This window comes from Mucilaginibacter pankratovii (assembly GCF_014773265.1).
GTDB classification, from domain to species: domain Bacteria; phylum Bacteroidota; class Bacteroidia; order Sphingobacteriales; family Sphingobacteriaceae; genus Mucilaginibacter; species Mucilaginibacter pankratovii.
Genome location: NZ_JACWMY010000002.1, coordinates 337106 through 349318, shown reverse-complemented (window position 1 = coordinate 349318; position 12213 = coordinate 337106). Strand labels below are relative to the sequence as shown.

The 12213-nt window shown below is 38.5% G+C and carries 12 protein-coding genes; 3 read left to right on the top strand and 9 right to left on the bottom strand.

Features of this window, described 5'->3' with window-relative positions; all coding sequences use genetic code 11:
- Window positions 1-105: 105 nt before the first annotated feature.
- The gene (locus IDJ77_RS04495; protein ID WP_191187735.1) at window positions 106-1134 is read right to left on the bottom strand and encodes an NHL repeat-containing protein; all 1029 of its coding nucleotides are present in this window, start codon (window positions 1132-1134) and stop codon (window positions 106-108) included.
- A 165-nt stretch (window positions 1135-1299) separates the two neighbouring features.
- Window positions 1300-1575, bottom strand: a complete 276-nt coding sequence (locus IDJ77_RS04490; RefSeq protein WP_191187734.1) for a hypothetical protein — start codon at window positions 1573-1575, stop codon at window positions 1300-1302.
- 842 nt (window positions 1576-2417) lie between these two features.
- Here IDJ77_RS04490 and IDJ77_RS04485 point away from each other — a divergent pair.
- From IDJ77_RS04485 to IDJ77_RS04475, 3 genes are all read left to right on the top strand, one after another.
- Entirely contained in the window at window positions 2418-3503 is a 1086-nt protein-coding gene (locus IDJ77_RS04485) for a glycosyl hydrolase (protein ID WP_191187733.1), read from the top strand.
- A 223-nt stretch (window positions 3504-3726) separates the two neighbouring features.
- A complete protein-coding gene (locus tag IDJ77_RS04480) occupies window positions 3727-5235 on the top strand; it encodes a PAS domain-containing sensor histidine kinase (RefSeq protein WP_191187732.1) in 1509 nt (502 codons plus the stop codon).
- 104 nt (window positions 5236-5339) lie between these two features.
- Entirely contained in the window at window positions 5340-5990 is a 651-nt protein-coding gene (locus IDJ77_RS04475; protein WP_191187731.1) for a response regulator, read from the top strand.
- Between the two features lie 60 nt (window positions 5991-6050).
- Here the strand turns inward: IDJ77_RS04475 and IDJ77_RS04470 are convergent, their stop codons facing one another.
- The 7 genes from IDJ77_RS04470 to IDJ77_RS04440 all read right to left on the bottom strand — a co-directional run bounded on the left by IDJ77_RS04470 (window position 6051) and on the right by IDJ77_RS04440 (window position 12213).
- A complete protein-coding gene (locus IDJ77_RS04470) occupies window positions 6051-6656 on the bottom strand; it encodes a response regulator (protein WP_191187730.1) in 606 nt (201 codons plus the stop codon).
- A gap of 67 nt (window positions 6657-6723) precedes the next feature.
- Window positions 6724-6957 (bottom strand): hypothetical protein, encoded by a 234-nt coding sequence (locus tag IDJ77_RS04465; protein ID WP_191187729.1) that lies wholly within the window; start codon window positions 6955-6957, stop codon window positions 6724-6726.
- A gap of 781 nt (window positions 6958-7738) precedes the next feature.
- Window positions 7739-8785, bottom strand: a complete 1047-nt coding sequence (locus tag IDJ77_RS04460) for an NHL repeat-containing protein (protein ID WP_191187728.1) — start codon at window positions 8783-8785, stop codon at window positions 7739-7741.
- Window positions 8786-9216: 431 nt separating this feature from the next.
- Window positions 9217-10257, bottom strand: a complete 1041-nt coding sequence (locus IDJ77_RS04455) for an NHL repeat-containing protein (protein ID WP_191187727.1) — start codon at window positions 10255-10257, stop codon at window positions 9217-9219.
- Between the two features lie 496 nt (window positions 10258-10753).
- Window positions 10754-11182: a response regulator gene (locus IDJ77_RS04450; protein WP_191187726.1), complete on the bottom strand. Its 429-nt coding sequence runs from the start codon at window positions 11180-11182 to the stop codon at window positions 10754-10756.
- The gene (locus IDJ77_RS04445; RefSeq protein ID WP_191187725.1) at window positions 11179-11457 is read right to left on the bottom strand and encodes a hypothetical protein; all 279 of its coding nucleotides are present in this window, start codon (window positions 11455-11457) and stop codon (window positions 11179-11181) included. The genes IDJ77_RS04450 and IDJ77_RS04445 overlap by 4 nt, the downstream gene beginning before the upstream one ends.
- A gap of 96 nt (window positions 11458-11553) precedes the next feature.
- A complete protein-coding gene (locus tag IDJ77_RS04440; RefSeq protein WP_191187724.1) occupies window positions 11554-12213 on the bottom strand; it encodes a response regulator transcription factor in 660 nt (219 codons plus the stop codon).

Sequence of the window (12213 nt, the reverse complement as noted above, 5' to 3'; positions counted from 1 at the left end):
GACAGCTTTTTTTATGAAGCGCCCGTTTTTTGCAGATCGATTCATAAAAAATGCCGGCCTGGTTTAATTTCAGGTCGGCATTTTTAAAAGTTTTACTTGTAGATTTTAGTTGGGTTTTACAGCAGCTATTTTGCGCAAGGCGTTATTATCTTGGTCTGTTATAAACAGGCAACTGTCATTGACCGATATCCCGGCAGGATTAGAAAATTGCGCTGTTTTAATGTCGCCATCGGTGAAACCGGCAGTAGTAATTTTAGCCAGCGTTGTTTGTACGCCGTTGGTAGCAAAATGGATAATAGTATTATTAGAGAAAACCAGAAACACGTTTACAGCAGACGACGGATTAAGATCCTTGTCTATTTTTGCAAGCGCCATATCCATAATAGTTAATGCTTTGTTCTGCTGTGTAAAATAGGTATTCACTTGCCCTTTCTTAGTCACCCGGCGAATAGTTTGCCCGGTGGCTTTAGCGCCGTCACCATCTATTACCCACAAAAACCCGTCAGAGGCAAGTCTTATATTAGTAGGGGTGCTGAAATGGGCATCTTGCCCAATGCCATCCTTCAGGCCGAATGTTGCAATTTTACCTGCCAATGTAGTAACAATACCATCGGTATTTACCTGTAGTATCCTGCTATTACCGGTGTCAGCTATGTACAAAGTTCCGTCACCTGCTATTGCCAGATCCTGCGCTGAATTAATATCAGCATTTATTTTTACGGTGGTAATAGTGCCGCCCGGGGCGATTTTCGCTATCTTATTTTCCCTGGTTAGCATCACATAAACGTTTCCTTTGGAATCGGATTTAATGCCGACCGGGTTTTTAACGTTTTTTAAAACCGTAGTCACGATGCCCGTCGTTGTAACTTTAAACACTTTGCCCTCAATGGCGGAGGTGATGTACATGGTGCCATCAGCAGTAGTACATATCCTTGAAGGATGTGGTAATGTGTTTATGCCTTGTACGTAAGTGGATACGAATAAATGCGGCTTTTTAACATCATCAACTGTAGGCGAATTATGCGAACCACTATTGTCAGGGTAAATAGGAGCATCTAATTTACAACCTTGTAAACTAATTAAACCTGCAATAAAACTTATATACAGGGGGTTTTTAATAAATATTTTGTGCATTAATTATGATTACTTAATATTAATTTCCTTAGCTTTTTAGCTATAATCATAAAGCTATATAATGTTTAACATTAAAGTATTATGCCGATTTAGGTTGTCCTTTTTGTGTGTAATTATTCACTAAAGCGAATAATTTTTTCACACAAATGCACAGGGCCATGATTGTTATGCAGCGTTGAATGTTCTAAATGGGTTTTTGGGAGACAATATCAAACGCTCGTGTACATCTAACTGCTCGCCTATGGCGTTGATATCCTTTTGAGATATGGAAAATTTACTGTAAGAAATTAAATGGTATTGTTGATCGCCACATTTACTTACTGTGCCCACCCAAAAATTATCCTTGTAAATATAAAAATAGGCTATAGAAGATTGCCTGAATTTGACGGTAAGCTTTTGAAGCTCATTTTTGATAATACAATTAATAGTAAAGTTTTTCATGATGGATAAGTATGCTTAAAAATAAGCAATTCCTTAGCCAATCGCTGTCCGGGACCTCGCTACACGGTAGCTTCGTTACCGTAATTGTGCAATTTGCACGTTATTTCACATCGGTGAATTTCCCGCATTTAAACGAGGAGGTGTGTGAATATTTAAAGCGTGTTGTTTTAGTCGTTTAACAATAACATCTTTCAGCGCCTGGCAGGGGGTCAGCTGAGCCATAAATGCCCATGCGCCGCTTTCGTTTATTACTATATAACTTAGGCCCCTGCACTTCAGCTGATATATTACAGCATTGTTATTTTGTACAATTTGATAGACCTGGAAGGGCAACTTCAACCCCAAATAATTTATGGTTAACCGGTAGGGCTTTAGTGATCTCATATTACTAAAATACCAATCACCGCCATTAAAGTCGGGTCGTGCGAGCCACAGTTTGGTATACAATCTTGCTGTAATAATGTCGCGATAGCTCAGGATGGACAATAATCCGGTCTTTTAAGGGTTAATTTTCCATGTTTAATTACCTGAGTTTTATTCTTTCTATTTAAAAAAATACAATTTTTCTATCCTGTTGAAATTATATTTCGAAAATATTAGGCGTTAGATTGTTTTGAGATAAAAAAATATCAATTTTTGAAAATTTCACACAAAAAGCACACAATTGTTTTAAGTATTTTAATTATTGATAAATATTTAAAATAAATATATCTTTATTGCAATATTTTATACCAAAGTGCATTGGTGTTTTTAATTATTTAAAAAAATAATTAATTATTTGCAACATTGTCTTTACAAATACCGTTAAAAGGTTAACTATTGACTAAACACCCAAACAACTTATGCTAAAATCAACTTTACAAAAAACTGCGCTGCTAACTTGCCTTGTTGCTGTAACCTTTGCTTCCTGCAAAAAAGAACTTGATGTAGAACCGGCCACCGAAACCGTGGGCTTTGGAACAAAGGCTGCAGATTTAATGCTTGCTACAACCACACCGGTATCTAAATTATCTGGTAGTGCCCTTGCCCTTGGTATTAACGGTCATATGGGCGATGCACCGTATCTGGCAACTTCACCGGCTAAACAAATTCAAATGTTGAAAGACAGGGGGATGACGTGGTACAGGCTTAACGTACAAACAAAATCTGATGGTAGTGCATCTTCTTCGGACTTATTAGACGCTTTACAAGCTGCGGCTACCAACGGCGGAGTGAAAATTTTACCAATGCTGTATTTACGCACGTTAGACTACGCTGATTCGCAAGCCGAATCTTATCAGAAAGGTAAAACATTGGGTGGTAATTTTGCTGCTAAATACGGGGCGTATTTTACTTATTATAATTTAGGGAATGACCTGGAATTGCCCTTGTTAATGTCTCAAAAAACCGGGCAAAGCCAAAACGATTATTACCGCGATAAATTTAATGTTGTAGCTGCGTACTTAAAGGGTATGGACGATGGCATTAAGGCTAAAGATTCTGATGCTAAAACCATGATCTCTGCGGGCTGGTTGCATTATGGTTTTTTAAGAATGTGCGAATGGTATGGCGTTAAGTTTGACGTTGTTGCCTATAACTGGTACTCTGATATGGAAGGCGCTGCTGCTAAAGGCCCCGGAATTCCTGATATCACTCTAAAATTGTCGGCGTTGTTTCCAACAAAACCTATTTGGTTTACCGAATTTAATTATCGGTATAAAGCAACAAGCTTAACCAATGAGGCTGACCAAAACGCTTTTGTAACTAAATTTGTGGCAAAGTGTAAACTCAATCCCCAAGTTAAAGTAGCCATGGTTTATGAATTATTTGATGAGCCTTACAAAAGCACCCAGGAGGGAGCATATGGCATATTAAAATGGACCACTAAATACTCCCTTCATGCTGATAAAGTTCTATCAAAAACTTTTTTGTCTAATGTTTTAAAGTAGTTAACTACAATTAACAATAGTACAAGCACAATTAGCGTGCCAGAAGTGTTTGCTTGCAACGCATTTTTGGCACGTTAATTATTTATTGTAAATTAATTAGAAAAAGCCTTTAAGCTGCGATAGCGAGGGGGCTTTTGTTATAAGATAGTGTTAAGATGCTGAAACAAATGCCGTGCGCTCTGGTTTAACTTATGATTCGCTCATACTCTCTATAACTATCGCTTTGAATAATATTTCAAGTTTAAAATCACGCCCGGATGCAACTGATAATCCTGGTGACCTTAAAATGGGTCATGTTGAAAATCTTATTGCCACTAAAAATTCAATCAGCGAATCGGAGGAGCAGATTTTGCTTTTTTCTAACCTTTTCAATCTCGCACCCTTTCCCTATTTTTTGTTAGATAGGGATGGTATAATTGATCAGGTTAATATCAAAGGTGCAGGTTTATTCGGAGTAAGCAGCGAAAGTATAATCGGAAAAAAATTTTCTGCGTTTATAACATCTGAATATATAAGAGATTTCGACGGGTTTTTAGACCGATTATCTCAAAACCAGGTTGCCAACAATTGCGAATTAAAATTTGTGCTGCCCGATAAAAAAGTTTTGCACGCCTGTACTGAAGGCGCAAGCTTAAAACAAAACGGGCGGATAACTTATTATTTGGTTTTAAAGAACCTTACTGATACGTTAACAGGCGCCTACAATGTTGACAGATCTAAGGAACAGTTAGAACTGTCGCTGGAGGCATCACACGCCGGCACGTGGGAATTGGAAATCTACACTATGAGATTTTATCTGGTGTTATTTAATCGCCTGATGTGCCCAATACCCGATGTTGATTTTGACGGCCGATACAGAACTTTTATCGATTACATCCACCCCGAAGATCGGCCAATGGTAGAATCCAGTTTCCGGAAATCTATAGATTTTGGTGTACCAACAGATGTAGTTTGCAGGTTTCCAACGCAAAACGGGGAAATTTGCTATTGCCGCACTAAAGGGCAAGTGATTACCGATAATAATAGTATTAAGCGCCTCGCCGGCATCATGATTAATGTTACTGATCAAGTGCTTGCAGAGAAACATGATAGGGAATTAAAAGCAAGTCAGCAAAAACAAATATCGCTTGCAATCATAGAAGCTGAAGAGAGTGAAAGAAGGCGTATAAGTAACGCTCTACACGATAGTGTAAACCAATTATTGTATGGCGTAAAAATGAAACTTGACATTTTAAAACCCAAAACAACAGAAACGCCGGCTGTTTTAGAAATTGAACACCTGGTGGAGCAGGCAATTAGTGATGTGCGTAATATATCTTTTGAACTTGCGCCATCTATTTTAGTGGAATTTGGCTTGCAAGCCACTTTAACGGAATTAGCAGACCGGTTATCTTCAAACAGGTTAGAGATAAGAACAACGTTTCTTAAAAATAAATTTAGGCCGCCGTTAAACCTTGAATTAAATATTTTTAGAATTATACAGGAGCTAATTAATAATTCTATTAAGCACTCGGGTGCCAGTTTAATCGATATTAAAATAAGGATAACTAAAAGAATAGAGATTGAATTGAAAGATAATGGCAAAGGGTTCAATTACCCCGAGCAACTGGTAAGTCCAAGTGGTACCGGTCTTAGCAGCATTAAAAATCGCTTGGCCTTATATAATTGCGATTTGAAAATCGAATCGGCAATTGGCAAAGGCACAGTAGTTTTTATATCGTTTAACCCGTAAACCTAATTGTTATTTAACTTAGATTGTTACACATGATATTAGAGCTTTCGCGAGGCCGTTAAAATGATTGTTATCAAATCCGCTTATATAAATTAGAATACACCTTGATTAACATTATTCTTGCCGACGACCACAATCTTGTTAGAAACGGCATTAAAGCATTGTTAGATAGAGAACCACTATGTAAAATAGTAGGTGAGGCTGACGACGGTGCAACTGTGTTAGCGCTGTTGAAACAGGGTATTATTGCTGATATTGTCCTGACGGACATCAGTATGCAAGGAATGGGAGGGCTTGAGCTCGTAGAAAGCTTAAAAACTAGCCATCCCGAAATTAAATCAGTTGTATTAAGTGTACATGATAATGAACAATATGTAACGAAGGCTTTTAGAATGGGGGCTATAGGGTACCTTTTGAAAAGCATTGGTGCCGATGAATTGATTTTTGCTATTAAGCATATATCGCAAAATAACCAATATGTCTCTTCACAATTGTCAACCAAGTTTTTAGACAGGTTACTTACTATTCCCGACCAAATTCCAAATCTTTCTAAGCGTGGTATTGAATTCTCAGAAAAGGAATTGGAGATACTGAGCTTAATAGCAGATGGCTATACTAACCAGGAGATAGCCGATAAAACTTACTCGGGCAAACGTACTATTGAAGGATACAGGCAAGGGCTTATTGACAAAACGGGCGCACGTAATACCGCCGCTTTAGTTCGCTTTGCGATGGCGAACGGGATAATAAATTAAAGAGTTACCCATTAACGTGCCAATTTTGTGATGGCACTCTCGCGCAGAGTGCCAGTATCGTTACACCCCGCAAAAAATTGAGCGAATTGTATTTAATTCAACTGGTTTAGAGAGAAAAGTTTCTATCAACGGGTTGGAAATAGATTTTAATACGTCGGCCCGGGAAATTGACGAGGATAATATAAATATTCGAATCTTATTATCCGGATCGATGTCGAGTTGGTGAAATGCTTCTAAAAATTCCCATCCTCCCATAACAGGCATATTTAAATCGAGAAAAATATAGTCGGGAAAATAGGAGGGATCATTTATACTTATTTGTAACAACTTGTTGATGGCTGCATCTCCATTATTGAATAATTCAATGTCGAGTTTACCCAGAACTTGCTCCAACCCAATTTTTACAATAACGCTATCAAGTTCTGCATCATCTACAATGAATATTCTTGAGGGGCGCTTACTAACAAATACTTCTGGTAAATGCGGTCTAAAATCGAAATCAATTGCATTGCCTATAACGGAAATTATTGCGCCATTAAGGTTTTTCGTTTGAAGCCAATTGTGAATCGTCCGGGTGTTAACCATCAATTTGCGGGCAATATCGCCTATCAAATATCCGTTACTAATCAAAATCTTTGCAACTATCTGTCCGTAGTGTTTATCCATAATTAACTGATTAAATCCGCGTGCCTATAAGATTCGTTGATCTTATTACGCGCCAATTATTGTAGCACTAATTTTTGATACTTAAACCAGGGAAAATACTCGACCAATTTTTTTGTACCGTGCCTTCCGGATATAGCAGATCTTCAATTTCAAATTCCCCGTCGAGCCACTCCCTTGCATCGGTAGCGGTTCTCCATTCCGTATTCTCAAGCTTTTCTCTCATGTTTTGAGGAAAGGTGAGGTATTTATTATCTATCCAGTTTTGGGCATGATCCATTGAGATCACTTCTATCATAATCATGATCTGTTTCGAGTTGTCGACTCCCAACGCGCTAACAGGCTGGCAGGTTTCCAGGTTATTTTCCAATAATCGAACTGCCTCTATGATCTCTTGATTGCTTCTAATCATTTCTTTTAAATTAATTGCGATTGTAAATATGGATGGTAATTTAAATAATATGGAAGGGGTATTTAGCTAAAATTGCAGTATTTTTTATCAAAGGTTAAATTATGAATTTTTTATTTAAAAAACTAAAGAGAAACGATATTTTAACTGAATGAGTTGTTTTTTAGTTTTCTCTCGCCACACGTGAGCAAATAGCTGTTTAAATTGAAACGCACCTTTACTAAAAAGAGGATATATCAATTGATATGATTTGAGCCGTTTCTGTAGCATTCGCCGCCGCGGGCGGTATTATTTCCCGTAATTTGCACAAATACCCGTTTGCCTGGCTGATGGCATAAATGTTGGCAACGATTTATAAATTAATCAACATTTTATGTATCCCGGGCAACAATTTATTAATTTGATATCCGATTTTATCGACCAACTCGAAAGCATCCAGAATGAGTACTGGTGGTGGTTTAAATCACGCCACGGAAATTCTCAACAAACTACCGATGATCTAATCTCCAATCACGTGGTATTAGACTATTCAGGATTCGACTATTTGATATTTAAATTCGCCGATAATTCTGAGCTGCCGCGGGCAATCAGGATGGAATGTATTTCTGCTTATGTAAAAGTATTTGGTGACACCGACAATCTTTAAACAACGTTTCTCCCAATAATAATATTTAATTTATTTGAGGATGATTTTCCTGATCGCATTTGCTTTTGAATCTGAAAAATAAATAGCGCTTTCGTCTTTACTCAATGCGAGATATTTTGCATTTACATCAGCCTTTGAACCAACGCCGTCACGTCCGTCCGGGAAAGTTTTGTTGGGGCCGGCAATAATGCTTAGTTTCCCATTATCAATGCGTTTGATATAACCACCGTCAGCAACGTATAAGGTTCTGCTGTCTTTATTAGCTGTAATGCAAGTGATATTGTTAAAAGTAAGTTCGGGGAAGATAACCGCCCCGGTGTTGTCTTTAGAATGTTTGTAAAGCTTCCCTTTATATGCAAAGTAAATTACTCCATTGTAACCGGCAAATAGTGCGGGATATGTATAATAGCCGGGCTCATCGGGCAAAAATTTGTTGGTAAATACTATAGGCTCATAATTAAAAGTAAAGTTCGACTTTTTAGCTGTCACCTTTTGTATCGTATTACCCGAGATTGACCAAAATGCATTGGCATAGGGGTCTTTAACCATATCCCTTTGATCATAATATTGATTGCCATATCCGCCAATAAGTGCACCATCTGGTGTAAAGATAAGTACCCGGTCAGTTGGTTCAGATGGGTCGTCATCAATAGTATAAACAACGTTGTTATCATCAATTCCCAAGTATTTTGGCGAATGCAGCCAGTAGGCAGGGTTGGTCAATTCATGATTTGGCACAGCAAAAGACGAAACATCCGCGGTTGGGCTTACCATTCGGATAATATCGTTACCGGTATCGGCAACGTAAATTGTCCCGTCAGCCATCAGTTGAATGCCAAAGGGGTTATTAAAGCGGGCGTTTTTGCCGTTAGCATTTACAAGTGTTGCCCCTGATTTGTAAGGAGCACGGGCAATTGTAAATACGGAATTTACAGGTACGCCCGATATAGTCATCTCGGTTAGCGCTAAATTGTCTATTTGGGGGCTTATTTTGCTTTCAGCAACATCGTTTTTTTTACAGGTTGTTAAGCAAGCAAGCGCCAGTAACATTGCCGGAATGGTAAATTTACGTTTCATAGGTATTATTTATTGGTTAAGTGAATTTAGTTTAATGAAAGGCTAATGCTCAATTATTGCTACACAGTTTTGTATACAACTCCACGATTTTTCACATAATGAACACGTATTAATTATCCTTGGTAATTTTAATTTTTCGACGAGTAATTTTATGTTATTGAACTACCAATTATGCCTACAACATTAGAATCATCCGTCAAACAGCATGCAACAGCGTTCGTTTCGTGCCCTAAATGTAACAGTGCAGATGTTTCCAGGGTAACCCGTAATCTTTTTTTTAAGGTTTGTTCTCCTGTTGTGGATGTACGGAAGTATATCTGTTATAAGTGTTTAAATAAATTCCATAAAACATCCGGAAACGATTAATACGCGTGTTTGCAAACACGAAAAAGCCCGGGGATTTATAACCCCGGGCTTTTTCTATAAATTGATTATTGATTTCGGGATATCTTTCTTAATGCATGGTTACCTGCATCTACCACATAAATATCATTTTCGTTAAAGGAAATTCCGGTCGGCATGGAAAATCTGGCATCCTTTCCTAACAAGCCGCCAGTGAAACCAGCATCGGTATATGCGGAGAGTTCTGTTTCTACACCATTTGTACCCAATTGAGTAATTCTATTATTCTGATACACCAGAAAGAGGTTTTCGATAGGAGAAGGATTTAGGTTTCTGTCAAGTTTCTTAACAGCCATATCTAATATATCATATTTCTTATCTTTTTGAAAAAAGTACGTATTAACTTGTCCTTTTTGTGTAATTCTCCTGATAGTATGTCCGTTTCTTCTAACTCCATCACCGTCAATAACCCATAAAAAGCCATCCGCCGCTAATCGTATGCTGCTCAGGTAGCTAAAATGTGCGCTGGCGCCTATTCCATCTTTAATTCCAAAAAGCCCTGTCTTTCCTGCCAAAATACTGCACTCATTATCCGGAGTAACTTTAATAATTCTTCTGTTATAACTATCGGCTATAAATAAGGTACCGTCATCGGCAATGGCTATATCCTGGGGCGTATTGAGGCTGAGGCTAAGTTTTACCTTGCTTATATACCCGGAAGGCTTTATTTTAATAATCTTGTTTTCCCCCGCAACTGCAACATATATATCACCATTTTTTGCGGCCTTTATGCCATAGGGCCCGCGTAGTTTATCAACTGCTATTGTAACAGTACCGTTTTTTAGTACTTTATAAACTTTTCCCTGGTTTTGTGATGTAATGTACATCGACCCGTTTGGAGCTGTACAGATCCTTGTAGGTTGAGGGATATTATCCGTTCCGGATACCGTGGTGGATACGTATAAAGGAACTATTTCAGTGGTTGGAGCCTCGTTAGTTATTACATTTGTTGTTACAACCGGTGGCGTAACGTCCGAATAAGCGGGCTCATCTTTTTTACAACTTTGTATGCTGATAAGCAACCCAACCAACAACAGCTGAGCAAAATGTTTCAGGTAGATTTTTTTCATTGAAAGCACTTTAAAATAACACCATCTCCGCGTTAATATTGGAGGATTTTTCATGTTAATATTATTCGTGATTTAAAGTTATATATAGTTATAACCATAATTGTTAACGCAGAAAGGGTTGTGCGTTTAGTGTATAAAAAATGCACACTTTACACATTATTTATTGATAGATAGGTATTTATATCTGTGACGCCCGTTATAATAACAATTTATAGAAGACTGGAATATAAATCTTTAATGTGTGTAAACAATAAGGGTATGCAAGCACGTAAGTGGAAATCACTTTCAGTCATTTTAGACTGCAGGGTACTAATGCCCCGATAAATTAATCGCCCACAGGGAGCGCGTGGACCTTAGTAACTTTAGATCATTTGACGTGCACTATCAAATATTTGTCATTAACCGATCATCGACAGGCCCGATTGGAATGATCTTACCGGATGTGCGTTTAACTCGTTTATTAAGCCTGTTTCCGGCTCTGTTACTTTTATCATCTTCACAAGTTATTGCTAATCGTTAAAGATGCATGTTGCTGAATTATAGCGCGTGCAAACTGTAGAGTGTTATCGCGGGTAACCAATATTTTAACACGCTTCACCAAGTCATCTATATCAAATGGTTTTGCAATAAAGTCGTCACAGCCATAACTCCCCTTTGTAATAGGTTTAGAGCCGGCGGTAAAAATAATAACCGGAATAGCCGTAAATTCCGGATCTTTTTTGAGTTGCGAACACCAATCGCCGCCATTGATGTCGTTCAGGTAAAAGTCCAATAAGATCAACCCAGGTTGGTGTTGCCTTACTAAACTTATGAGATCGTGAGTGTCCTGCACTACGATAGCCTCAAAGCCTTCATAGTCAAACAATACCTGCAAAATATCCAATACAGCAGCATCGTCATCCAATACTAATATGCGCTTTCTCATGGGCTTACCTCCTTAAATGCATTCATGTCCACCAGGTCTACCAGGATAATGGTTTCATCAACACCCAGTGCCATTTGCACCGGTTCTTCAGCAAGGTCGAAATAGGTATCGAATTTTTCCGGCAGGTTAATAAGTGACGGTTCGGTTTTTACAGGAACCAGGGTGATGCATATATTTGCATCGTCTCCCACGATAGCGGTAGTTTTAGAATAGCAGTACCGGTACCCTTGGCTTACCAGCCCGTTGAGTAGCTTTGTAGTTAACATCTTTTGCATGGCCCTTATTTTTAATAAAGGTAGCCGGGCACAATTTTACACACGAGGGGATAACCCCCTAAAGCATTACGGGTTTTACTCTAAATGGTTGTATGGTTAGATAACTCCGTTAAGCATTGCGAACCGGATCAGCGCGATGGTATTTCGGGAGTCGGTTTTATCGATGAGCTGTTGCCGGTGGTTTTCAATAGTTCGCTTGCTGGTAAAAAGCTTGTCGCCTATTTCCTGGTTGGTATAACCTTCGGCGAGCAGGGTGAGGATCTCAATGTCCCTTGTAGAAAACTCGATGTTGTGAACGTTTTCATGGGTAATAGGATCGGGGATGGTGAGCAAACGAGTAAGAAAACGCGTTGATAACTCCGCGCAGATATACTGCCCGTATTCATGAGTGTGACGAATGGCAAATATTAACTCAGCGGTACTGACACTTTTTAATAAGTAGCCGCAAGCTCCGGATTTGAAAGCCTTGATCACATATTTTTCAGTGTCCAAAGCGCTTAACATAATTGCTTTTACTTTAGGGTAATCTGCTTTTAAGCGTTCAGTTAATTCAATGCCGCCCATTACGGGCATGTTCATATCCACCAATATGATATCCGCCATGGTGCCATTTTCAAGCAGGCTAAGTACTTCGGCGCCATTATTAGCTTCGCCGGTGATTTGGAAAGCTTTCTCCTTTTCCAGCATTGATTTGATGCCGCCTCTTACAATGAGGTGGTCATCGGCCAGTATGATGTTTAAGGTAGATTTTAACAT

Excerpts from the sequence above, each read along its gene's own strand:
- IDJ77_RS04495 (WP_191187735.1), bottom strand. The coding sequence starts at position 1,134 with ATGCACAAAATATTTATTAAAAACCCCCTGTATATAAGTTTTATTGCA.
- IDJ77_RS04490 (WP_191187734.1), bottom strand. The coding sequence starts at position 1,575 with ATGAAAAACTTTACTATTAATTGTATTATCAAAAATGAGCTTCAAAAG.
- IDJ77_RS04485 (WP_191187733.1), top strand. The coding sequence starts at position 2,418 with ATGCTAAAATCAACTTTACAAAAAACTGCGCTGCTAACTTGCCTTGTT.
- IDJ77_RS04470 (WP_191187730.1), bottom strand. The coding sequence starts at position 6,656 with ATGGATAAACACTACGGACAGATAGTTGCAAAGATTTTGATTAGTAAC.
- IDJ77_RS04465 (WP_191187729.1), bottom strand. The coding sequence starts at position 6,957 with ATGATTATGATAGAAGTGATCTCAATGGATCATGCCCAAAACTGGATA.
- IDJ77_RS04460 (WP_191187728.1), bottom strand. The coding sequence starts at position 8,785 with ATGAAACGTAAATTTACCATTCCGGCAATGTTACTGGCGCTTGCTTGC.
- IDJ77_RS04455 (WP_191187727.1), bottom strand. The coding sequence starts at position 10,257 with ATGAAAAAAATCTACCTGAAACATTTTGCTCAGCTGTTGTTGGTTGGG.
- IDJ77_RS04450 (WP_191187726.1), bottom strand. The coding sequence starts at position 11,182 with ATGAGAAAGCGCATATTAGTATTGGATGACGATGCTGCTGTATTGGAT.
- IDJ77_RS04445 (WP_191187725.1), bottom strand. The coding sequence starts at position 11,457 with ATGCAAAAGATGTTAACTACAAAGCTACTCAACGGGCTGGTAAGCCAA.
- IDJ77_RS04440 (WP_191187724.1), bottom strand. The coding sequence starts at position 12,213 with ATGTTAAAATCTACCTTAAACATCATACTGGCCGATGACCACCTCATT.